This is a genomic window from Afipia sp. GAS231, from assembly GCF_900103365.1.
GTDB lineage: Bacteria > Pseudomonadota > Alphaproteobacteria > Rhizobiales > Xanthobacteraceae > Bradyrhizobium.
In genome coordinates this window covers 2011607-2034744 of the sequence record NZ_LT629703.1, presented here as the reverse complement: position 1 = coordinate 2034744, position 23138 = coordinate 2011607, and the positions used below count along the sequence as shown (strand labels likewise).

Sequence of the window (23138 nt, the reverse complement as noted above, 5' to 3'; positions counted from 1 at the left end):
GAATTTACTTCGCATGCTGGCGCGTCTGTCGATCCGTGACATCGTCCTGATCGAACGGCTCGATATCGAGTTCTCCCGTGGCCTCGCGGTGCTGACCGGTGAAACCGGCGCGGGCAAATCCATCCTGCTCGATGCGTTCGCGCTGGCGCTCGGCGGCCGCGGCGATTCGGGGCTGGTTCGCCACGGCGTCGAACAAGGCCAGGTCACCGCGACCTTCGATGTGCCCAAGGGCCATCCGGCAACAAAGATCCTTTCCGAGAACGGCCTCGACGATACCGGCGAAATGATTCTGCGCCGCGTCCAGCTCGCCGACGGCCGCACCCGCGCTTTCATCAACGACCAATCGATCTCGGTGCAGACGCTGAAAGCGGTGGGCGCAGCGCTGGTCGAGATCCACGGCCAGCATGACGAGCGCGCGCTGGTCGATGCCTCGACGCACCGCCAGTTGCTCGACGCCTTCGCAGGGCTCGAGAAGGAAGTCGCGACACTGGAGACGCTGTGGGAAGCGCGGCGCACCGCCAACACCGCGCTCGAGGCGCATCGCGCCAGCATGGAGCGCGCGGCGCGCGAGGCGGATTATCTCCGCCACGCCGCGGACGAATTGAAGGCGCTGCGGCCCAAGGACGGCGAGGAGGCCGCTTTGGCCGAACGCCGCACCACCATGATGCAGGGCGAGAAGATCGCCAGCGATCTGCGCGAGGCGCTGGACGCCGTCGGCGGCAACCATTCGCCGGTGCCGTCATTGGCGGCCGCGGTGCGCCGGCTGGAACGCCGCGCCGGCAATCTGCCGCATCTGGTCGAGCCGGCCGTGAAGGCGATCGATATCGCCATCAATGCGATGGAAGAAGCCGAGCAGCATCTCAACGCCGCGCTGGCCGCCGCCGATTTCGATCCGGCGGAACTGGAGCGGATCGAGGAGCGGCTGTTTGCCTTGCGCGCCGCCTCGCGCAAATATTCGACGCCGGTCGATGGGCTGGCGGCGCTCGCCGCTAAATACGCTTCGGACGTCGCGCTGATCGATGCCGGCGCCGGCCAGTTGAAGAAACTGGAAGCGGCGGCTGATGAGGCCGACAAAGTCTATGGTGCCGCGGCGGAAAAACTCTCCGCGGCGCGGACCAAGTCCGCCGACAAGCTCAACAAGGCGGTGAATGCCGAACTGGCGCCACTCAAACTCGAACGCGCCAAGTTCATGACCCAGGTCGAGAGTGACGCCAACGCGCCGGGGCCGCAGGGCATCGATCGCGTCGAGTTCTGGGTGCAGACCAATCCCGGCACCAAGGCTGGACCGATGATGAAGGTCGCCTCCGGCGGCGAACTGTCGCGGTTTCTGCTGGCGCTCAAGGTGGTGCTGTCCGATCGCGGTTCGGCGCCCACGCTGGTGTTCGACGAAATCGATACCGGCGTCGGCGGCGCGGTGGCGGATGCCATTGGTGCGCGGCTGGCGCGGCTGGCCGGCAAGGTTCAGGTGATGGCGGTGACCCATGCCCCGCAGGTCGCGGCCCGCGCCAGCCAGCATCTGTTGATTTCCAAGGACGCGCTGGACAAGGGCAAGCGCGTCGCCACCCGCGTCAACGCGCTCGCCGCCGACCTCCGCCGCGAGGAAATCGCCCGCATGCTGGCCGGCGCCGAGATCACCGCCGAGGCGCGCGCCGCGGCGGACCGGCTGCTGAAGGCCGCGACGGCTTAGGCGCGCGATCATGGCCGTGAAAGCGAAGAAACCCCTCACCGAAGTCGCCAAGTTGACCAAGGCGCGGGCCAAGGTCGAGCATATGCGCCTCACACTGGAGATCGAGGGCCACAACGAGCGTTATTACCAGAAGGATGCGCCGACCGTGTCTGACGCCGCCTACGACGCGTTGCGTCAGCGGCTGGAAGCGATCGAGGCGAAATTTCCCGATCTCGTCAGCAAGGAATCGCCGACGCAGAAGGTCGGCGCCGCGCCGGCGCGCGGGTTCGCCAAGGTCCAGCATGTCGTTCCGATGCTGTCGCTCGGCAATGCCTTTAGCGACGAGGATGTCACCGAGTTCGTCGAACGTATCCAGCGCTTTCTCAAGCTCGATGCCGACGAGATACCTGCGATCACCGCCGAACCCAAGATCGACGGGCTGTCGCTGTCGCTGCGCTACGAGAATGGCGAACTGGTGCGCGCCGCCACCCGCGGCGACGGTTTTGAAGGAGAGGACGTCACCGCCAATGTCCGCACCATCAAGGATATTCCGCACGCGCTGAAGGGTCGCAACATTCCGGCCGCCTGCGAAATGCGCGGCGAAGTCTATATGCTCAAGAAAGATTTTCTCGAGCTGAACAAGAAGCAGGCCGAGGCCGACGACACCGTGTTCGCCAATCCGCGCAATTCGGCGGCGGGCTCGCTGCGCCAGAAGGACGTCTCGATCACGGCATCGCGGCCGCTAAAATTCTTTGCCTATACCTGGGGCGAGATGAGCGAGCGGCCGGCCGAGACGCAGCACGGCATGCTGGAGTGGATGGACAAGGCCGGCTTTGTCGTCAATCCGCGCACCAAACTGTGCAAGAGCATCGATGATGTCCTGAAATTCTATCGCAAGATCGGCGACGAGCGCGCCTCGCTCGGCTACGACATCGACGGCGTGGTCTACAAGGTCGATCGTCTCGACTGGCAGGATCGCCTCGGCTTCGTGTCGCGCAGCCCGCGCTGGGCGATCGCGCACAAGTTCGCGGCGGAGCAGGCGACGACGGTTTTGAACGGCATCGACATCCAGGTCGGCCGCACCGGGGCGCTGACGCCGGTGGCGCGGCTGGCGCCGGTTACGGTCGGCGGCGTCGTGGTGCAGAACGCCACGCTGCACAACGAGGACTACATCAAGGGCATCGGCAACGACGGCAGCCCGATCCGCGACGGCGTCGATATCCGCGTCGGCGATACCGTGATCGTGCAACGCGCCGGCGACGTGATTCCGCAGGTCGCCAATGTCGTGCTGGAGAAGCGGCCGGCGAACGCAAAACCGTACAAGTTTCCCGAAGTTTGCCCGGTGTGCGGCAGTCATGCCGTCCGCGAGGACGATGAGGTGGTGCGCCGCTGCACCGGCGCGCTGATCTGTCCGGCGCAGGCGACAGAACGGCTGAAGCATTTCGTCTCGCGGCTGGCGTTCGATATCGACGGCCTCGGCGACAAGCAGATTCAGGAGTTTTACGAGGACGGTCTGGTGATGTCGGCGGTCGATATCTTCACGCTGCAGAAGCGCGATGCGCGCTCGACCGCCAAGCTCGCCGAGCGCGAGGGCTATGGCGAAACCTCGGTGCGCAATCTCTTCGCGGCGATCGACGCCCGCCGCAATATCGAGCTGCACCGGCTGATCTTCGCGCTCGGCATCCGCCACGTCGGCGAGGGCAACGCCAAATTGCTGGCGCGGCACTACGGCACCATCGAGAATTTCCGCGAGGCGATGCTGGCCGCCGCCAAGGGAGCTGAGGCCGAGGAAAACGAGACCGAGGCCTATCAGGATCTCAACAATATCGGCGGCATCGGCGAGATCGTTGCCGACGCGGTGGTCGAATTTTTCGCCGAGCCGCGTAACGTCAAGGCGCTCGGCGAACTCTTGCGCGAGATCGAGGTGAAACCGGCCGAACAGCCGCGCAAGAGTTCGCCGGTGTCCGACAAGACCGTGGTGTTCACGGGCTCACTGACCAAATTTACCCGCGACGAAGCCAAGGCGGTGGCGGAGCGTCTCGGCGCCAAGGTCGCGGGCTCGGTGTCGAAGAAGACCGATTATGTCGTCGCCGGCGAGGACGCCGGCTCAAAACTCGCCAAGGCGCGCGAGCTCGGCGTGGCTGTCTTGACCGAGGACGAGTGGCTGGAGTTGATCGGGGAGTAGGGCCCCAGCCCCGTCATTGCGAGGAGCGCAGCGACGAAGCAATCCAGTCTTTCTTTTCTGCGGCAAGATGGATTGCTTCGCTGCGCTCGCAATGACGGTAAAGGCGTCAGTGCAACTTCCTCAAACCATCACCCACCACCCGCAAATCAATCCGCCCGATCAGCTCCGAACGATGTGCTTCGGCCGCGGCGATGGCGGCCGTTGTCTGCTGCAGCGTGCTGGTGTTCGATCCCAGCGACACGATGCCGCCCAGCACGGCGGCGATCGATCCCAGCGCAAGCGTCGCGCCGGACCCGAACAGGCCGAGCATCATCACCAGCAGCAACAGCGCGCCGGCGGCGATCGCTGCCTTCGAGAACATGATGATCTTCCGGCACTGTTCGGCGCGCTCGGCGAGCCGCTCCAGCCGCGCCTCGATCTGTGAAATCTCGTCGGTCGGGTCGTCTTCTTCGGCCATCATGTCCAGGATTGAGCCCCATCACACGTCATTCCGCGGCAAGCTCGAACGGGGCTTCGCTGACGATAGTGTCCTGCCAGCAAATGATTTTGCAAATGATTTAGTGGCATTCGCGCTTCCTGTAGTGCGCAGAACGTCCCGGGGCGTGATCCCATCACAGCTCCGAGGTTTGCGATCGACACATTGTCGCTACAATAAAAAGGGTATAAGGTCTCGCTCACTCGGCTCTTTCGGATACCGGCCTTTCGTTCGCTCCTTGGTTGCAACGCAAAAAGGACCAAAACATGCCGATTACGACGCTGAAGGTTCTATCGACTATCCTGCAATTGCATGGACCGGGCGCAACAATCCAGAGCGATCACCAGGGCATCGACGCATTGCTGAGCGATCTGCGCGGGCAAAATGCTACCGAGCCGACCCAGGTCTATTTCAGGCGCGGCGGTTTCCTTCGGGGCGGCGGGTACGGCGGCTTTCGCAGAGGGGGATATTACGGCGGTGGCGGCGGGTTCCGCAGGGGTGGCTTTATCCGATACTAGGCCTGCTTCGTAGTTTCTCGTGTCCCCACCCGGTAGCGGCATGTCGGCTGACGCTCAAGATGCTTTGCCAGATGCTTTGGGCTTCCAGGAGCAGCCGATCTCGCAGCTGCTTGTCAAGGTTGCTTCGAGATGCAACATCGACTGCTCCTATTGCTACTGGTTCCGCGACGCGTCGGTTTATGACAAGCCGAAGCTAATGAGCTCGGAAGTGCTGCTTCAGTTGTTGCAGCGCATCGAAGAGCACGTCGCCAGGCATTCCCTGATCGATTTTCCCATCATTCTGCACGGCGGCGAACCCTTGCTGTGGGGAGTCGATAATTTTCACCGCATTGCGGAGGCCTGCGAAGGCATATCGTCACGAACGAGATGCGACATACCCATCGCGGTGACCACCAATGGCGTGTTGATCGATGATGAGTGGCTGAACTGTTTCGAGGCTCGCAACATTTCGGTCGCGATCAGCCTGGACGGGCCGGCACATATTCACGACCTTCACCGGAAAACGTTTCAAGGCACAGGCACCCACGCCGCGGCAGAACGGGCCGCGCGGATGCTGGCGTCACGCGACATCGGCATGAGCGCGCTGGCCGTCTGCAATCCCGCTTATCCGCCAAAAGACTACGTCGAATTTTTCGCGAAGTGCGGAATTGCCAACTACGATATCATGATCCCGGATGCGACGGTGGATGAGACCCCCGCATCCGTTGGTTCGTTCTACAAGGGGCTGTTCGACCTGTGGCTGGAGGCCAACCGCAGCAAGCCCACAGCGAATATCCGGATCATTACCGATATGATCACCGCCATGCTCGGCAACAATTCACCGACCGAGGGCGTCGGCTACAAACCTATCGAACTCTGCACGGTCATGACCGACGGTTCGGTCGAGGCACATGATGTGCTGCGGATTGCCGGCGACGGATTCACGAACACGAAGTTCAACATTTTCGAGCACACGATCGACGAGGTCAGGAACGAGCCCCGCTGGAAAGCCGCGCGTGATGCTTCCATCAAGCTTTCCGCGAAATGCCAGCAGTGCAAATTTATGAACGCCTGCGGCGGCGGCTATCTTCCGCATCGTTTCTCGAAGAAGAACGGTTATGACAATCCGTCGGTTTATTGCGACGACCTCTATGCAATGTTTGAGAACATGCAATCCGTGCTTGAAAGCCACCTTTACGTCAGCAAGCCGGACGGGGAACGTCTCGGCGTGCGCGACGCGCTGGCGGGGAGCGTCGCTGGTTAGTTTTCGGCAAGCTCCAGCGGCGCCTCGCGCGGCACGACGATGCGGATTTTCGTGCCGGCGCCGGGCCTGGTCTCCAGTTGGATCCGGCCGCCGAGGCGGTTGGTGACGATGTTGTGGACGATGTGCAGTCCGAGCCCGGTGCTGCCCTGGTCGCGCCGGGTCGTGAAGAACGGATCGAACACGTGGCGCCGGACCTCCGGGCTCATGCCGCAGCCGTCGTCCGAAAACAGCACCTCGACATTGTTCTTGCCCGAGGCCTGCGCCGCGATATGCACGGAGCCGCCTTCGCCGTCCGGAAAGGCATGCACTGCGGAATTGAGCACCAGGTTGGTGAGTACCTGGCCGTAAGGCCCGGGATAGCTGGTCATCGCGAGGCCGGATTCGCATTCGACGTCGACCGTCAAATTTCTGCGCAGGCTGAACCGCAGTCCCTTGATCACCTGTTCGGTGACCTCGCTGAGATCGAAGCTTCTGCGGTCCGAAATGTTGCGGTCGGCGGCGACCTGCTTGAACGACTGGATCAGGTCGATCGCATGGTTGAGGTTGATCATGATCTGCGATGCCGCCTCGCGGCTCGCGGCGACGAATTCGGTCAGGTTCGACCGTCGCACGTCGCCCGAGGCGACCACGGCCTCAAACCGGTCGGTCTTTTCGATCATGGTCGAGGCCACCGTCAGGCTGGTGCCGATCGGGGTGTTGATCTCGTGGGCGACGCCCGCGACCAGCCGCCCCAGCGCGGCGAGCTTTTCGGTCTGCACCAGGCTGTCCTGCGCGGCTCTGAGGTCGTCGAGCGATTGCGTCAGTTGCTGGGTGCGTTCCTGCACCTCGGCGAACAGCCGCGTATTCTCAATCGCGATCACCGCCTGACCGGCAAAGGTTCTGAGCAGTTCGACCTGCGTCTTCGGAAACAGTAGCGGCTCGAGCCGCATCACCGCGATGGCGCCGATCGCGACATCGTCGCGCAGCATCGGCACCACGAGGATGCTGCGATAACCCGAAGTTCGCTGCAGGTCGCTGTAGCCGCCCGAGATCAGCACATCCGGCTCATGGACGACGCGCCCCTCGCGGATGGCGACCGAGATCAGGTTTTTGCTGGCGAGCGGGGCAGGGTAGGCCTTCTGCACCGCCGCGATCGATTCGGCCGAGAACTTGTCATGCGCGACCAGGTGGACCTGATCGCCGTCGCGCCGGTAGACGGCGCTCAGCACGCTCTGGCACAGCCGTGCCGCGTTCTTGACGATCCGGTCGAACACCGGCTGCAGGTCGGTCGGCGCGTCCGCGATCAGGCTCAGCACCTCGGCCGTGGCGGCATGACGCTCCCTGGCGTCCCCGAGCTCGCGAGCAAGCCGTTCGGCCTCGGCCTTTGCAGGGCTTTTGGTTTTGGCAGGCCGGAGCGCGCGCGCAGGCTTGACGGTGCGCGCAGCCTTGGGCGCGCGAGCCGTCTTGGGCACGCGAGCAGTCTTGGACGCGCGCGTGGCTTTGGGCGCAGGCTTTCGCGCCGCCGCCTTGCGGCTTCGCAATTTGTCGGGTTCGCCGCCTGCCTTCATTGCCTCTCCCGAGCCCTCAGGGTCGGGTATCGTAGCGGACAAGCCGGCAACGGGAAATGGGTGGGCCGTCATGTGGCGCGGCAAACCCGGCGGATATTGTGGACTACCGCCAGATGATTGCCCGACGGGCAAATCACCCCAAGATATGGGTCAATCCAAGGCTGCAAAAATATTTCGCTGGCGCCGTCGGGCAAATCAGACGTTTAACTCCCGCCATCCTGTCCCACCAGAGCAACTGTGCTGAAGTAAACCGGCGATCGGCCGGGCCTCAAGGCTGGCGCGGGGCGCGCCCCGCCTTCGGCGGCTTACGGCCTTGACCCCGTCCGCTCTCCGGTCTGTTGGCTTGGCATGCGCTCGGTCGATGACCGAGCGCGGTGAGGTGCGCTCGCTCAGTTCAGTGCGTAACGGCTGGGATCCCATTTCTGCCGTCGTGCGATCATGATGTTGAGGATGACGATGAGCTTGCGCATGCAGGCGACAAGCACCACTTTCGGCTTCTTTCCCTTGGCAATCAGGCGGTCGTAGAAGGCCTTGAGCACCGGGTTGTTCTGCGTGGCTGCGCCGAGGCAGGGCATGTAGATGGCGTTGCGGACCCAGCGGCGGCCACCCTTGATATGACGCTCACCGCGCCGATGGCCGCTATCGTCGTCGTACGGGGCGGCGCCTAATAACGCACCGGCGATCTTGTTGCTCACCTGCCCAAGCTCCGGCATCCCCGCAATGAGGTTGGCGGAGGTCGTTTCGGCGAGGCCCGGCACGCTCTCGATGATCTCGGCACGCTCGGCAAGGTGTGGCGAGGCCTTGATCTTGGCCGCAATTGCCGCCTCGAGCTTGGCAATTTCACTGACCAGATTCTTCAAGACGCGGGCATGCGTTTTCTGAACCAGTCCTGGTGCAGCATGCTCGTTTTGGCTTTGCAAGCGCGTCTTGAGATCACCCAGACCGATGCGCGCTTTCACCAGCGCCAGCAACTCCTCGCGTGCGGCATCGTGGGTCTGGCTCGGCGCCTCGGTAAATATCTCGGCGAACCAGGCGATCATCTCCGCGTCGATCACATCGTTCTTTGCCAGCCGGCCGGCCGATAGCGCGAAGCTGCGGACGCGTTTGGGGTCGACGATCCGCACCTCGACACCGGCCTGGCGCAGTAGCTTGGCCCAGTCACGCTCGTAACCGCCGCTCGCCTCCATCACAGCCCTGGTTGCCTTGTACTTGCGAAGCCAGGCCACCAGCTTGCGGTGGCCTTGTCCCGTGTTCGGACAGACCTGACGCAATGACAGCGAGCGAATGCACGCATCCACCTTGTCCTTTGCCACATCGATGCCCACGACAATGCGATCATCTTGTGCCATCATCCACTCCCTTCCTTGCTCGGTACGGGCTCGAAGCCCTTGCAACTGTTCGGGTTGAGGAAGACGCCGGAGCTGTCCCTCGCTCTGGTACAGGCTCTGTCGCCTTTGGGGCGTACGGGCTCAGTTCCAGCAACGGGCGGTTGGTCCGCAACCGCCCGTTCGCTCATTCTGCCAAATTTTTTGGACACAAGGGGCGTTGGCCATCGTCGCAAACGAGGGGCAGGGAGCGGTGGACGCGGCAGCACGCGAGACGAACGGGCTGCAGCGTACGGCGAAATCGTTTGGGTCCGACGCCCCGGTGCTGGCGTCAAGTTGGCGGAAGCGAAAGCCGATGCCGACGATGGTGGCAAGAAAGCCGGTCACCAGGACGATTACGTATAAGCCGTAAAGCCATTGCGCAGGGAAGGCCGGAGGCTCTCCGCTGAACCTGTATGCTCATGTGCAGCATATTCTTGTGCAACATCGCACATGAGACCGCGGGTGCAGCGCGCATCCGGTCTTCCCTGCGCCCTTGTGTCCGCGAGATCTGCCAGAATGTGCGAACGGGCGGTTGCCTACCAACCGCCCGTTCGCTGGAACTGAGCCCGCAACGCCCTAAGGCGACAGAGCCTGTATCAGAGCGAGGGACAGCTCCGGTGTCTTCCTCAACCCGAACAGTTGCATGGGCTTCGAGCCCGCACGAGCAAGGAAGGGAGTGGATGATGGCACAAAACGGTCTCATCGTCGTGGGCATCGATGTCGCCAAGGACAAGATTGATGCATGCATTCGCGTGCTGGCACTGCGGCAACCGTACCCGAGCAGCGCGCAGGGGCATCGCCGGTTGGTTGCCTGGCTGCGCAAGCACAAGGTGAACAAGGCCGTCATGGAGGCCAGTGGCGGCTATGAGCGGGACTGGGCCAAGGTACTGCGTCAGGCCGGCATCGCGGTGCGGATTGTCGACCCCAAGCGGGTGCGCAGCTTCGCCCGATCGGCCGGACGCCTGGCCAAGAACGATGCGATCGACGCGGAGATGATCGCTTGGTTCGCCGAGACATTCAACGAGGCACCGGAGCAGAGCTACGATGCCGCGCATGAGGAGATGCTGGCGCTGGTGAAGGCGCGTATCGCACTGGTTGAGTTGAAGACCCGCTTGCAGAGCCAGAATGAGCATGCTGCACCAGGATTGGTTCAGAAAGCCCATGCCCGCATCTTGAAGGACCTGGCCCGCGAAATTGCTGGGCTAGAGGCTGCCATTGCGGCCAAGATCAAGGCCACGCCACACCTTGCCGAGCGTGCCGAGATCATCGCGAGCGTGCCTGGCTTCGCCGCGACGAGCGCCGCGAACCTCGTCGCGGGCATGCCGGAGCTTGGGCAGGTTAGCAACGAGGTCGCCGCCGCATTATTGGGTGCGGCTCCTTACGATGACGATAGTGGCCAACGGCGCGGCGAGCGTCATATCAAGGGTGGCCGCCGCTGGATTCGCACTGCGATCTACATGCCCTGTCTCGGGGCCGTCACGCAGAACAACCCGGCGCTCAAGGCCTTCTATCGACGCCTGATCGCCAAGGGCAAGAAGCCGAAAGTCGCGCTCATTGCCTGCATGCGCAAGCTGATCGTCATCTGCAACACGCTGATCGCGCGACGGCAGAAATGGGACCCCAGCCGTTACGCGCTGAGTTGAGCGAGTGCATCCTCTCGCGCTCGGTCTGCGACCGAGCGCATGGTCGACCTCAAAGACCGGTGAGCGGACGGGGTCAAGGCCGTCAGCCGCCGAAGGCGGGGGCGCGGCAGCGCCAGTCTTGAGCCCCGGCCGATCGCCGGTCTACCAGCACAGTTGCTCTGATTTTGAGGGCAAGGCTGATTGCATAGCTCGGGCAAATCATGTCGCGAGAAGGCGAAGGTGCGTTTGTAGGGTGGGTTAGGCGAAGCCGTAACCCACCGAGTGTCCGCGAAAAAAGTTGGTGGGTTACGCTTCGCTAACCCACCCTACGAAGACTCGCAATGACGATGCCCCTACATCATCCCCGATTCTTCCTCCTCCGCTTGCTCGATCAACGCCTCGCTGACGATCACGGTTCGTCGCGGCACGATGAAGATCATGGTCGCGGCGCAGGCGAGCGAGATCACGAAGATCGCCGCCGTCAGCGGCAGCGTGGTGGTGGAGTGGCCGCCGAGATAGGCGCCGAATTGCGAGACAAGCGCGCCTATGCCCTGTTGCAGGAATCCCATGGCACCGGAGGCGGTGCCGGCGGCCTCGGGGCGGACGCTGATGGCGCCGGCCGCGGAATTCGCCATCACGAAGGCGTTGGCGACCATCACGATCATCTGGGTGCCGAACAGAATCGACGGCGCCTGATTGATGCCGGCCAAACTCCAGATGACGTTGAGCGCGCTGCCGCCGAGCTGCAGCGCCAGTCCGAACCAGATCAGCCGTTCCAGCGAGTGGCGCGGCGCGAAGCGCACACAGAAGAGATTGCCGACCAGATAGGCAAAGCCCGTCGTCGCAAACCAGGCGCCATATTCGGCGCTGCTGCGGCCCATCTGCGTCACCACGATGTAGGGCCCGCCGCCGGCAAAGGCGAAGATCATCTGCGAGGCCAGCACCTGACACAGCACATAGCCGATGAAGGCGCGGCTCCTGAAGAGGCTGCCGACGTCGCCGCGAAAGCTGGAGCCCTCGACCCGGTCGCGGCGGGTTTCCGGCAGCAAGACCGCGATCATGATCGTGATCGCCAGCGACGCTGCGGTGATCAGGTAGAAGATCGCGCGCCAGCCGAAGGTGATCTCCAGGAGGCCGCCGGTCAGCGGCGACAGCATCTGCGCGATCATCATGACCGCGATGACGAGGCTGATCATGGAAGAGATGCGGTCGCGGCTGTAGAGGTCACGGATGATGGCCCGACTCACCACCATGCCGGAGGCGCCGCCGAGCGCCTGCAGGAACCGCGCGGCGATCAGTTGCGGCAGCGTCTCGGCGAAGATGCCGGCCGCGCTGGCCGCGACCATCAGGCCGATGCCGCCGAGCAGCACCGGGCGGCGGCCGAACCGGTCCGACAACGGCCCCATGATGATCTGCGAGCAGGCGATGCCGACCATGTAGAGCGACACCGTCATCTGCGCGACCGAGATGTCGCGGCCGAACGTGGTCGCCAGCACCGGCAGCGCCGGCACCAGCATGTACAGCGAGATCGGCGCCACGCCCGTCATCAGGACGAGCAGAAACAACATGGTCCTGGAGTTCGCGAGGCGGCCTGCTTCCGTCGTCACGTCAGGCGGCTGGCCCATCACGCCATGCATTCAGGTCTCATCCTCTGTGTGGATAGAACTGTAGCGTTATCGCCGTGGGCGAATACGGCCGTTTCGGCATGCGGGTATGCTGATTTGGGGAGGCGAGGCGCGATGTTTCGCCCTGCGCAACAAGTTCGCCTGTCATCATCCGCGAAGGCGGATGATCCAGTATCCCAGAGGCGGCAGTGATTAAAATCGATAAGCCGCGGCGTACTGGGTCCCCCGCCTTCGCGGGGGACGACAGTGGCCTACAAAACCAACATCGCCGCCGTCGCCTCGTCCAGCCACAGTTTCGTGGCGGTGTCGTCGAGATGCGGCCGCACCTCGCGGTTGACGCGGGTGTGGTAGTCGTTGAGCCACTTCAGTTCCGTCGGGCTCAGCATCGCGACGTCGATCAGGCGGCGGTCGATCGGCGCCAGGGTCAGCGTCTCGAAGGCGTTGACCGGCTTCTCGGCGCCGATGACGTCGGCGCCGACCACGAGTTCCAGATTCTCGATCCGGATGCCGTAGGCGTCGGTCTTGTAGTAGCCGGGCTCGTTCGACAGGATCATGCCGCGCTTCAGCGGCGTGGTGCCGAGCTTCGAAATCCGCGCCGGGCCTTCGTGCACCGAGAGATAGCTGCCGACGCCGTGGCCGGTGCCGTGTTCGAAATCGAGGCCGGACTGCCAGAGATATTGCCGCGCGAAACTGTCGAGCTGGGCGCCGGTGGTGCCGTCGGGGAAGATCGCGCGCGCGATCGCGATGTGGCCGCGCAGCACGCGGGTAAAGCGGTCGCGCATCTCGTCGGTGGGTTCGCCGACCGCGATGGTACGGGTGACGTCGGTGGTGCCGTCTTCATATTGCGCGCCGGAATCGATCAGCAGCAGATCACCGGAGACGATCCGGCGGTTGGTCTTGCGGGTGACGCGGTAATGCACGATGGCGCCGTTCGGCCCCGTGCCGGCGATGGTGGGGAAGGAAACATCCTTCAGCGCGCCGGTCCGGCGGCGAAAGGTTTCCAGCGCCTCGACGGTGTCGATCTCGGTCAGCGCGCCCGACGGCGCCTCGCGGTCGATCCAGGCGAGAAACCGCGTCAGCGCCACCGCGTCGCGCTGGTGCGCGGTGCGAGTGCCCTCGATCTCGGTGAGATTCTTCACCGCCTTAAGCAATGCGACCGGATCGTTGCCGCGCACCGGCTTGCCGCCGGCGGCCGCGATCAGGCGGCTCAGCGCATCGGCTGCGGTGGCGTTGTCGAGCGCGATCGCCGCGCCGTGTTTGGCGAGTTCCGTCAGTGCCGGCGTCAGCGCCTCGGGCTCCAAGACATCGGCGGACTGCTCGAGATGATCACGCGACCGGTTCGACAGCTTGCGATGATCGATGAAGATGGCGGGGCGGCCGTCCTTCGGCACCAGTGCGTAGGACAGCGGCAGCGGCGTATGCGAGACGTCGGCGCCGCGGATGTTGAAGGTCCAGGCCACCGCGTGGCTGTCCGACAGCACCAGCGCATCGACGCCGAGCTTGGCGATCTCAAGCCGGATCCGCTTCAGCTTCTCGGACTCGATCTCGCCGGAAAACTGCGTGCCGTGGATCGCTACCGGGCCGAGCGGTGGTTCCGGGCGCTCGGTCCATACGTGGTCGAGCGGGTTGGACTGCACCGCGATCAGCTCCGCGCCGGCCTTGGTGCAGGCGGCGGCGAGGCGTTCGGCTGCCGCAGAAGTGTGCAGCCAGGGGTCAAAACCGAGGCGGTCGCCGGCCACAAGGTGCCGCGCCAGCCAGTGTTCCGGCGGCGGATCGACCAGCGGCTCGATATGCCAGGCCTTGCGGTCGACCTGTTTGGCGGCCTGCAACGTGTAGCGGCCATCGACGAACACCGCCGCCTCGTGGGTCAGGACGATTGCAAGGCCGGCCGAACCGGTGAAGCCGGTCAGCCAGGCCAGCCGCTCCTCGGAGGGGGCGACATATTCATTTTGCTGCTGATCGGCGCGGGGAATCACGAATCCGGTGAGCTTGCGGCGCGCCAGCTCCTCGCGGAAGGCGGCCAGCCGGGCGCTCAGCGCCACACCGCCTTCGGGCTCCTCGAATGTCTGGAAATGGGCTTCGAACATGGGAAGGTCACTCTAGGGGTGGGGGGAGCGGTCCGCAATCCGATCCAGGTCAACGCGATTTGGCATAATCTATGCTTGAATTTTGCTGTCCGCGTTAGACCGGACGGAACGGGTTGCGGTGCAAGCCGCTCGTCTAGGGTACAGGGAGGCTCCAGGAGTGTCTCAACTCAACGAAGAGGGGATACACGATGCCTGCTTTCACGTTTGAGAAGATTTCGCCGCCGGCAGGACTTACTCAGATTTCGCGCGCTCCGATTCCGCCGATTAAGAACAAGAAGCAGCGTGGGGTCATTGTCCAGATGCTGGACCGGTTCGTCGAGGCGCGCGTCAAGCGTGGCCAGCGCGAGGATAAAAGCGTGCTCGCCCGCAATCCCCACCGACCTCCCGATTAGCGCCAGGTCATTCCATCATCAGCGAACGTGCGGGTTCGGCTCATGGCCGGACCCGTTTCGTTCAGAGCGTTTTCCAGCGAAGTGGAAACCGGTTCGCGTCAAGAAAACGCGTCAAACTAAAAGATCTAGAGCCGAAGGCTCTAGGCTCCCCCGTTCAGGCGCGGCGTTCCAGATCGGATTCGTTCACCACGGTCGCGCCGACGACACGCGTCCCCTCGAGTTCTCGCACGATCCGCTGCTCCGGACCGACGACACCGAGGTCGAATTCCCGATCCGGCGTCACCAGGATCATTCTCTGACCGATGACGACAACCACCGTCACGTCGTGCATTTCACCGGACACGGCCCATTCCCGGATCTCGTGATGAAAGGGCGCCTTGCGCCAGGCATCGGGGAATCCAGGGTCGCAGCGGACCTCGATGCCGTCGTCCGACGTCGTCAGCACCAGTTTGGATTTGCTCGGCCGCCAGCGCTCGTCGAGGTGGTCATTGACCAGCCACAGGCAGTTGAAGCTGCGGCACTCGTCCGGCCGGTCCGGGTAGATCTGGCAGCCGCGGCCCGGCTTGCACTGCGGGCACCAGGCGCCCACCGGCTTGGCAAGCTGCTCGATCGCCATGACCTTGCAGCACAGCGTACAGTCGCCGCATTGCCTGCCAGGAATGGTCATTTGATAAGCGAGCTCATTTGACATGACGCAGCAGCAGGCTGCTCCAGCCGTCGATGCGCAGGTGGCGGACGGGTACCAGCCCGCGGTCGCGATAGGCGGCGATGACGCCGGCTGCCTGATGCGTCAGCAGGCCCGACAGGATCACCAGCGCCGATGGCGCCAGATGCCGCGCCATCGGCGTTGCCAGTTGCCGCAGCGGATTGGCGAGGATGTTCGCCAGCACCAGGTCGAACGGACCGCGTTGCGCGAATTCGGGTGCGGCGAATCCGGTGGCGTGGATCATCTCGACGAGATGGCCGGTCTGGTTCGCCCGCGCATTCTCGCGCGCGACCGCGACCGACAGCGGATCGATGTCGCTTGCCAGAATGTTCTCGTGCAGCGCCTTGGCCGCGGCAATCGCCAGCACGCCGGTGCCGGTGCCGAGGTCGAGTACGCGACGCGGACGCCACGCCTTCAGCGCATGGTCGAGCAGCAGCAGGCAGCCGCGCGTGGTGCCGTGATGGCCGGTGCCGAATGCCAGCGCCGCCTCGATCTCGATGCCGAGCTTGTTGGACGGGATGCGGTCGCGGTCGTGCTGGCCGTGGACGACGAAGCGGCCGGCGGGGACCGGGACCAGATCCTCCAGGGTCGCCTTGACCCAGTCCTTGGCCTCGACGGTGTCGAAAGCGATGCTGCCCGCGGCCTCGGCACCGGCGGCGTTGGCGACGAGTTCGCGCACCAAAACCCGGTCGGGCGGATCGGCAAAATAGGCTGTGACGTCCCAAAGGCCGTCCGGCCGCTCGAACGCGGCGATCGCGGCCTGGCCTTCAAAAAAAGTTTCAGTCAGGACGTCGACGACCCGTTTGGCGGCGGCTTCGTCCCCGATCGCGAAGCCGGCGCGATGGGTGGCAGGGGTAGTGGAAGTCATTGGAAAACCGACAAAAAGGGGAACCTGGATGGAACCGGGTGGAACCCGGGCAAGCTGCTTGCCTCAAATTTGAGCAAATTTCATGTCGTAATATCCCGAAAAGTTATATGGTCGACGTTATGGCAACCTTAGATTTTCCGCCGTAATTTCACGGATGGAACAGAGGGAACCCTCTGCGCCGAGGCACAAAAACCGAGGTCGGAACCAGCCATGAAGTCGCTCATTTTGTCATTCCTCAAGAACGAATCCGGCGCCACGGCCATTGAGTATGGCCTGATCGCAGCGGGCATCGCCGTCGCCATCATTACCGCCGTCAACGGCGTTGGCAGCTCGTTGAGCACCACCTTTGTCAACATCAGCACCTCGCTGAAGTAAACGCACGCACCATTTCGCGACACTCCGGAGACCGGGCACATTGCGCCCGGTCTCTTGTTGACAGCCTGTCGGCATTTCATACAGCGGTTATTCACAGGCTTATACAGGAAGCCTCCCCAGGCTATCGCGCCGGCTTTCCCGCCCCTGCCACCGCTTTGTCCACGGCGTCATCGACTACTTATCCACAATCCATCCACGGGATCATCCACAGTCGCGAATCGGCAGGTCTGCGGGCCTCTCGTCTAGCCTCATCCAAACAGCGCCCGGTGATCCCCTAAAATCACGCGTGCGGCGTTGTGGCCGGGGGCGCCGGTGACGCCGCCGCCGGGATGGGCGCCGGAGCCGCAATGGTAGAGGCCCTTCAGCGGTCCGCGGTAATCCGCATGGCCCAGCATCGGCCGCGCCGAGAACAACTGATTGAGCGTCAGCGCGCCGTGAAAAATATCGCCGCCGAGCAGGCCGAACTGCCGCTCCAGATCGAGGGGCGACAGGATCTGATGCCCGATTACGCTCGCCGCAAAGCCCGGCGCGTAGCTGTCCACGGTCGAGACCATGAGATCGGCGACCTCCTCGCGGTGGTCGTCCCATGATTTGCCATCCGGCAATTCCGGCGCGACGTGCTGGCAGAACAGGCTCGCGACATGCTGGCCTTCGGGCGCGAGCGAGTCGTCGAGGGTCGAGGGGATCAGCACCTCGACCACGGGCTCGCGGCTCCAGCCATGTGCGCGGGCATCCTGCCAGGCGCGATCCATGTAGGGGAGACTGGGCGCGAGGATGATGCCGGCGGTGAGATGATCGCCATTGCCGGGCAGAGCCGTGAACGACGGCAGCGCGCCGAGCGCGACATTCATGCGGAACGTGCCGGAGCCGTTGCGCCAGCGGCCGATGCGCTCGAGAAATTCCGGCGTCAGCGCGCCCGACGGGATCAGCCGCGTGTACAGCAATTTCGGATTGACGCCCGACGCCACATATTTGGCGCGGATGGTCGTGCCGTTGTCGAGCACGACGCCGGCCGCGCGGCCGCGCTCGACGATCACTTCGCGCACGCCGGCGTCGGTCTCGATCTCGGCGCCATGGCCGCGCGCGGCCCGTGCCATCGCCTGCGTGATCGCACCCATGCCGCCGATGGCGTGGCCCCAGACGCCTTTCTTGCCGTTCACCTCGCCGAACGCATGATGCAGCATCACGTAGGCGGAGCCTGCGGCATAGGGGCTGGCATAGTTGCCGACGATGGCGTCGAAGCCGAACAGCGCCTTGACCAGATCGCTCTCAAAGCGATCGTCGAGCATCTCGCCGGCCGAGCAGGTGAACAGATCGAGCAGGTTGCGCTGGGCTTCCAGTGGCAGCGTTCGCAGAATGCCGGCGGTGCCGAGCGCGTTGAACGCTTCACGAATGGCGCCGACGCCAAGGCCGTCGACGATGTTCGGCGGCGCCCGCAGCACGAATTGTCGCAGCACGTCGGCGATGACTTCGAGTTCATGCGAGAAGGTCTCGATACGGTCGGCGTCGCGCGGGCTGAGTTTGGCCACGGACTCCCGGGTGCGGCCTTCGCCGGTCAGCAAATAGCTGCCGTCGGGCGCGGGCAGGAAATTCTGGGCGCGGCGTTCGACGATCCGCAGGCCGTGATCGGCCAGTTTCAGGTCGGCTGATATCTGCGGGTTGAGCAGGCTGACGGTATAGGCCGCCACGGAGTTGCGGAAGCCGGGGTGGAATTCCTCGGTGACGGCCGCGCCGCCGACCGCCTTGCGGCGCTCGACCACCTTCACGCGCAGCCCGGCCATTGCGAGATAGGCCGCGCAAGTGAGGCCGTTATGCCCCGCACCGATGATGACGACGTCCGCTTCGTTCATGTTCGCTTCAAGAAGGTTTGATTAGTACGGGTCCCGTCATTCCGGGATGGTCCGTAGGACCAGACCCGGAATCTCGAGGTTCCCCGATGCGCAATTGCGCATCTGAGGTTCGAGCTTCGCGTCGCCCGTAACAAGGTCTCTTATCCCGCATTGCTCGGCAAGTTGCCATATGCTCCACTCAACGTCTCTGGCACAACCCTGCCAAGAATTCCCGCCGCCGGCGCCCGCCGGGTTCAAGCCGGAGCTTTCATGATTTCTGAGCCATCCGTCGTCACGGACCAGTCGTCCGCCGCGCGAAACCGGCTGATTCTGGTGGTCTATACTGCCGCGATCTTCGTCAGTGCGCTGCTGCTGTTCTCGGTGCAACCGCTGTTCACCAAAATGGTGCTGCCGCGGCTCGGCGGTTCGCCGGCGGTATGGTCGGTGGCGATGGTGTTCTTCCAGTCGCTGCTGCTCGGCGGCTACGCCTATGCGCATTTCCTGATGCAGATCAAGAATCGCGCGATCCCGGTGGCAATTCATCTGGTGCTGCTCGCGGTCGCGATTCTGACGTTGCCGCTGTCGATCGCAGGAGGGTGGGGCGAGCCGCCCACCTCGGGCTATGCGTTCTGGCTGCTCGGTCTGTTTGCGGTCTCGATCGGGCTGCCGTTCTTCGCGCTCGCCGCCAACAACCCGCTGCTGCAGGCCTGGTTCGTTCGCACCGGCCATCCCAACGGCCCCGATCCCTATTTCCTCTACGCGTCCTCGAACATCGGCAGCTTTCTGGCACTGCTGTCCTATCCGGTGCTGCTGGAGCCGATGTTCACGCTGCGTACGCAAAACCTGATCTGGACCGGCGGCTATGGCCTCTTGATCGTCCTGATCGCGGCGTGCGGCATCCTGCTGCTGCGCTCGCCGGCCAATGCCGCCGCGCTGAACATGCCTGATGACGATGCCGACGCGCCGGCGCCGTCCTGGATGGTGCGCGCGCGCTGGATCTTCCTGGCTGCGGTTCCCTCGGGCCTCCTGATCGCCGTAACCGCGCATATCTCGACCGACGTCGCCGCTGCGCCCCTGCTATGGGTGTTGCCGCTGTCGCTCTATCTGTTGACCTGGGTCTTGGTGTTCCAGTCGCGGCCGCTGCTGCCGCACAAGTGGATGCTGCTGGCGCAGCCGCTGGCGATCGCGGGCGTGGTAATCCTGCTGGCGGTGGGCGGCGAGCAGAATCTGCTGCTGACACTGGGTGGGCATCAGCTCTGCTTCTTCGTCATCGCGATGGCCTGTCATGGCGAACTGGCGCGAACCCGGCCGGCGGCGAAATACCTCACCGGCTTCTATGTCGCGCTGTCGTTCGGCGGCATGGTCGGCGGATTGTTTGCCGGCCTGATCGCGCCGTTTACGTTCTCCTGGGTCGCCGAATATCCGATCCTGCTGACCATGGCGGCGTTGTGCCGTCCGTCGGAGAAGGAGCGCCTGCCGCGCTGGGCCGGCTGGTACTGGCCGTTCCTTGCCGTGCTCGCAGTGGCATTGATCGCGCCGTCATACTCCACCGGCAAAATGTTCAACTGGCTCGACGACCACCGGGTGTGGGTGATCGGCGCAGTCGGCGTACTCTCGGCACTGCTGGCGCTGGGCCTCAACGCCAATCGCTGGAAGATTTTTGCCACCGTGGCGGTCGCGCTGCTGCTGCTGCGGGCCTATCCCTCCGATGACGGGCGGGTCGAAACCGTGCGCAGCTTCTTCGGTGTCCACAAGATCGTGGTGACGCCGAACGGGCAGTATCACGTGCTGATGCACGGCACGACGATCCACGGCGCCGAAAAATTCAAGAACGACGACGGCACCCCCGTCACCGGCCGGCCCGAGGCAATCACCTATTACCACAAGGACGGCGGCATCGGTCAGGCGATCACGGCGGTGCGCGAGCGTAAGGGTGCGCCGCTTCGGGTGGCGGTGATCGGGCTCGGATCGGGCACGCTGACCTGCGCGTCGGAACCCGGCGAGGACTGGAAGTTCTTCGAGATCGACCAGTCGATGGTCGATACCGCGCGCGATCCGAAATACTTCACCTATATCCAGAATTGCGAGCCGAACCTGAAGCCCGTGATCGGCGATGCCCGGCTGACCTTCGCGCGGGAGCCCGACGGCATCTACGACCTGATCATCGTCGACGCCTATTCGTCGGATGCGATCCCGATCCATCTGGCGACCGAAGAGGCGATGGAAATCTACAAGCAGAAGCTGGCGCCGCAGGGCGCGGTGGTGATGCACGTCTCCAACCGGCATCTCGAACTCGCCAGCGTCATTGTCGGCATCGCCGATGCCAACGAGATGAAGAGCTGGGTCTACAGCGAGGATTCCGGCCGCGACAATGAATACATCTTCTCGACCTCGGTCGTGGTGTCGGCGCGGGAAGAGGCCGACGTCGGCAAGCTGGCGTCGTCGGATGTGTGGGCCGAGACCGAGGCGGACGAAAACCAACGGGTTTGGACCGACGACTATTCCAACGTACTCGGTGCGGTCTGGCGGCGGTTGCGCGACGGGGAGCAGTGAACGGCATTGCCATTGTGCGGAGCGCGCCTATGATTTCGCGCGTCCGCCAAAGCAATGGAAACCTGCCATGGCCAATTTCACTCCCCTATCGGCCGCGATCGGCGGCGTGCTGATCGGTCTTTCCGCCGTGCTGCTGATGTTGCTGACCGGCCGCATTGCCGGCATCAGCGGAATTTTCGGCGGCCTGCTCGATTGGCGCGGCGAGGACAAAGGCTGGCGCATCGCCTTTGTTGCGGGGCTCATTCTGGCACCGATCATCGCCGGCGCGATCGGCCACGGGATGGCACCGCCCAAACTGCCGGCGAACTGGGTGATCATAACAGCCGCCGGACTGCTGGTCGGCTTCGGCACCCGGCTCGGCGGAGGTTGCACCTCGGGTCACGGCATTTGCGGCATCGGGCGGCTGTCGATGCGCTCGATTACGGCCACGATCGTCTTCATGACGACGGCCGTGATCACGGTAGCCATCACGCATCATGTTCTGGGAGGTTGAGCCATGCGGTTCATTGCGCCCCTGCTGTGCGGTCTGATTTTCGGTGCGGGCCTGCTCATCTCCGGAATGGTGCAGCCGACCAAGGTTCTCGGTTTCCTCGATATCCTTGGCGCGTGGGATCCAAGCCTCGCGGTGGTGATGGCCGCAGCACTCGCGGTTTCGGTGCCCGGCTTCATGCTGGCCAACCAGCGGCCGCGCCCATGGCTGGCCCAACAATATTTCTGGCCGAACAAGTCGGAGATCGACCTGCCGCTGGTGACGGGCGCTGCGCTGTTCGGTGTTGGATGGGGCCTGGTCGGCCTGTGCCCGGGACCGGCGCTGGAAAGTCTCGCGACGCTGTCGCCCGGCGTCATCGTCTTTGTCGTGGCGATGGCCGCCGGCATGGCGCTTCACGAAGTCTGGCAGAAATCGCGGCTGACGGTTCAGCGCAACAGTCCGCTCGCGAGCGCGACGGACGGATGAGGTTGCGATCGCAGGGATGCTGCGATCGCAAGGAATGCACCTGGTTAATCCTGATAGGTGAACAGCCCGCGCGGCTGATATTGCGGCCGCGGCTGGTAGTAGCCTTGCGGCGCCGGGGCGTAGCCGCGGTTTCCGTAATATTGCTGCTGCTGCTGATAGGCTTGGGTGTCGTAGATGCGGCGGCTCGGCGGCGCCGGATAGCGCGCTTCGTTCGAAGAGCCGTCGGCCGGATAGATGTAGCCGTCATCGGCACGCTGCGCCGGTATCGTATCGGCGCGCTGCACCGGCAAGGTGCGCTGCTGCGGCGGCGTGATCACGACGGGATCGCCGGCGGAATCATATTGCTGGTCGATCTGCGGCTGCGGGGCCTGGCGCGCGACCGCCGTATTTGTGCGCGGACGCGGATTACGCGCCATCGCAACCTGGGCCGAACCGGTCAGCGTCACCGTGGTGTTGAGCACGCCTTCCTGCTCGACCAGCGCATACAGCGTCGAGGCGTTGGCGCGCGACAGCCGCACGCAGCCATGCGAGGCGGGGGTGCCGAGACGGCTCACGGAATCGGTGCCGTGAATGGCGTGACCGATCTTCGTGAAGAAGATCGAGTGCGGCATCGGCGCGTCGTCGAATTCCTTGGAGAAGTGGTCTTCTTCCATGCGGAAAGCGCGGAAACTGCCGTTCGGCGTCTCACGCGACGGGATGCCCGACGATACCGGCCAGTGATAACGCTCGACGCCGTCGACGGCGACGGTCATCTGCTGGTTATCCTTGTCAATGGTGATGGCGACTTTGGCTTGCGCGGCGCCTGAGGCGAGCAGCGTCAGCGCGCTGAAAGCAATGAGGAAGGAACGCATTTTACCTTTGGCCTCCAGGTCTCTTTTCTAAAGAGCCCAAGCTGCAGCACTACCTATCTCCGTCCCCCGCGCATCCAATATGCCCGGAATCCGGTTTTCGTTCCAGTAGCCTGCAGATGCATCGTTAATGTGCCTCACGGCGCAATCAAGGCAGCGCCGCGGCTGATCGGGCTGCCGCTGCTGACTTTTTCGCGAGCAGCGAGGCGCCGACTTCACCTTCGGGGTAGCTGCCGCGCAACTTTTCCGGCTGCCGGGCGTTGAAAAGTCCCACCTC

18 protein-coding genes and 2 pseudogenes are annotated in these 23138 nt (G+C 63.9%); 10 read left to right on the top strand and 10 right to left on the bottom strand.

All coding sequences use genetic code 11. From position 1 onward, the window contains the following. The first annotated feature begins 13 nt into the window (after positions 1 to 13). Positions 14 to 1687, top strand: a complete 1674-nt coding sequence (gene recN, locus BLS26_RS09705; protein WP_092510503.1) for a DNA repair protein RecN — start codon at positions 14 to 16, stop codon at positions 1685 to 1687. A gap of 10 nt (positions 1688 to 1697) precedes the next feature. Continuing rightward, positions 1698 to 3851, top strand: coding sequence for an NAD-dependent DNA ligase LigA (ligA, locus tag BLS26_RS09700; protein ID WP_092510501.1), 2154 nt, complete (start codon positions 1698 to 1700; stop codon positions 3849 to 3851). 106 nt (positions 3852 to 3957) lie between these two features. On the opposite strand, the gene BLS26_RS09695 is transcribed toward ligA, so the two are convergent. Beyond that, positions 3958 to 4308, bottom strand: a complete 351-nt coding sequence (locus BLS26_RS09695) for a hypothetical protein (RefSeq protein ID WP_092517875.1) — start codon at positions 4306 to 4308, stop codon at positions 3958 to 3960. Between the two features lie 284 nt (positions 4309 to 4592). On the opposite strand from BLS26_RS09695, the gene BLS26_RS09690 reads away from it, so the two are divergent. Next, the gene (locus BLS26_RS09690; protein ID WP_092510499.1) at positions 4593 to 4844 is read left to right on the top strand and encodes a hypothetical protein; all 252 of its coding nucleotides are present in this window, start codon (positions 4593 to 4595) and stop codon (positions 4842 to 4844) included. A gap of 40 nt (positions 4845 to 4884) precedes the next feature. Next, positions 4885 to 6087 carry a radical SAM protein gene (locus BLS26_RS09685; RefSeq protein ID WP_092510497.1) on the top strand — a complete coding sequence of 401 codons (1203 nt, stop codon included), beginning with the start codon at positions 4885 to 4887 and terminating at the stop codon, positions 6085 to 6087. On the opposite strand, the pseudogene BLS26_RS36265 reads toward BLS26_RS09685, so the two are convergent. The 3 genes and pseudogenes from BLS26_RS36265 to BLS26_RS09675 all read right to left on the bottom strand — a co-directional run. Beyond that, positions 6084 to 6914: pseudogene (locus BLS26_RS36265) on the bottom strand (sensor histidine kinase); the annotation flags it as partial. The gene BLS26_RS09685 and the pseudogene BLS26_RS36265 overlap by 4 nt on opposite strands. A gap of 75 nt (positions 6915 to 6989) precedes the next feature. After that, a pseudogene (locus BLS26_RS36685) lies at positions 6990 to 7634 on the bottom strand (GAF domain-containing protein); the annotation flags it as partial. A 389-nt stretch (positions 7635 to 8023) separates the two neighbouring features. Continuing rightward, positions 8024 to 8986 carry an IS110 family transposase gene (locus tag BLS26_RS09675; protein ID WP_092509475.1) on the bottom strand — a complete coding sequence of 321 codons (963 nt, stop codon included), beginning with the start codon at positions 8984 to 8986 and terminating at the stop codon, positions 8024 to 8026. 722 nt (positions 8987 to 9708) lie between these two features. Here BLS26_RS09675 and BLS26_RS09665 point away from each other — a divergent pair. Then, positions 9709 to 10644 (top strand): IS110 family transposase, encoded by a 936-nt coding sequence (locus BLS26_RS09665; RefSeq protein WP_244541633.1) that lies wholly within the window; start codon positions 9709 to 9711, stop codon positions 10642 to 10644. A 332-nt stretch (positions 10645 to 10976) separates the two neighbouring features. Here the strand turns inward: BLS26_RS09665 and BLS26_RS09660 are convergent, their stop codons facing one another. Both BLS26_RS09660 and BLS26_RS09655 read right to left on the bottom strand, forming a co-directional pair. Continuing rightward, entirely contained in the window at positions 10977 to 12260 is a 1284-nt protein-coding gene (locus BLS26_RS09660) for a multidrug effflux MFS transporter (protein WP_092510489.1), read from the bottom strand. A 239-nt stretch (positions 12261 to 12499) separates the two neighbouring features. Then, positions 12500 to 14335 (bottom strand): aminopeptidase P family protein, encoded by a 1836-nt coding sequence (locus tag BLS26_RS09655; RefSeq protein ID WP_092510487.1) that lies wholly within the window; start codon positions 14333 to 14335, stop codon positions 12500 to 12502. 188 nt (positions 14336 to 14523) lie between these two features. On the opposite strand from BLS26_RS09655, the gene BLS26_RS09650 reads away from it, so the two are divergent. Continuing rightward, positions 14524 to 14727, top strand: a complete 204-nt coding sequence (locus tag BLS26_RS09650) for a hypothetical protein (RefSeq protein WP_092510485.1) — start codon at positions 14524 to 14526, stop codon at positions 14725 to 14727. Between the two features lie 154 nt (positions 14728 to 14881). On the opposite strand, the gene BLS26_RS09645 is transcribed toward BLS26_RS09650, so the two are convergent. Further along, positions 14882 to 15343, bottom strand: a complete 462-nt coding sequence (locus BLS26_RS09645) for a hypothetical protein (RefSeq protein WP_244541899.1) — start codon at positions 15341 to 15343, stop codon at positions 14882 to 14884. Between the two features lie 64 nt (positions 15344 to 15407). Beyond that, positions 15408 to 16301 (bottom strand): 50S ribosomal protein L11 methyltransferase, encoded by an 894-nt coding sequence (locus BLS26_RS09640; RefSeq protein WP_092510481.1) that lies wholly within the window; start codon positions 16299 to 16301, stop codon positions 15408 to 15410. A 210-nt stretch (positions 16302 to 16511) separates the two neighbouring features. Between BLS26_RS09640 and BLS26_RS09635 the strand changes: the two genes are divergently transcribed. After that, positions 16512 to 16676, top strand: a complete 165-nt coding sequence (locus tag BLS26_RS09635; protein ID WP_092510479.1) for a Flp family type IVb pilin — start codon at positions 16512 to 16514, stop codon at positions 16674 to 16676. A 248-nt stretch (positions 16677 to 16924) separates the two neighbouring features. On the opposite strand, the gene BLS26_RS09630 is transcribed toward BLS26_RS09635, so the two are convergent. After that, a complete protein-coding gene (locus tag BLS26_RS09630) occupies positions 16925 to 18526 on the bottom strand; it encodes an NAD(P)/FAD-dependent oxidoreductase (protein ID WP_092510477.1) in 1602 nt (533 codons plus the stop codon). A 249-nt stretch (positions 18527 to 18775) separates the two neighbouring features. Between BLS26_RS09630 and BLS26_RS09625 the strand changes: the two genes are divergently transcribed. The 3 genes from BLS26_RS09625 (at position 18776) to BLS26_RS09615 (ending at position 22013) form a co-directional block, all read left to right on the top strand. Next, positions 18776 to 21058 carry a fused MFS/spermidine synthase gene (locus BLS26_RS09625; RefSeq protein ID WP_092510475.1) on the top strand — a complete coding sequence of 761 codons (2283 nt, stop codon included), beginning with the start codon at positions 18776 to 18778 and terminating at the stop codon, positions 21056 to 21058. A 67-nt stretch (positions 21059 to 21125) separates the two neighbouring features. Then, entirely contained in the window at positions 21126 to 21551 is a 426-nt protein-coding gene (locus BLS26_RS09620) for a YeeE/YedE family protein (RefSeq protein ID WP_092510473.1), read from the top strand. A 3-nt stretch (positions 21552 to 21554) separates the two neighbouring features. Beyond that, positions 21555 to 22013: a DUF6691 family protein gene (locus tag BLS26_RS09615; protein ID WP_092510471.1), complete on the top strand. Its 459-nt coding sequence runs from the start codon at positions 21555 to 21557 to the stop codon at positions 22011 to 22013. 44 nt (positions 22014 to 22057) lie between these two features. Here BLS26_RS09615 and BLS26_RS09610 read toward each other — a convergent pair whose 3' ends face one another. Then, positions 22058 to 22864: a L,D-transpeptidase gene (locus BLS26_RS09610; RefSeq protein ID WP_092510469.1), complete on the bottom strand. Its 807-nt coding sequence runs from the start codon at positions 22862 to 22864 to the stop codon at positions 22058 to 22060. Positions 22865 to 23138: the final 274 nt, after the last annotated feature.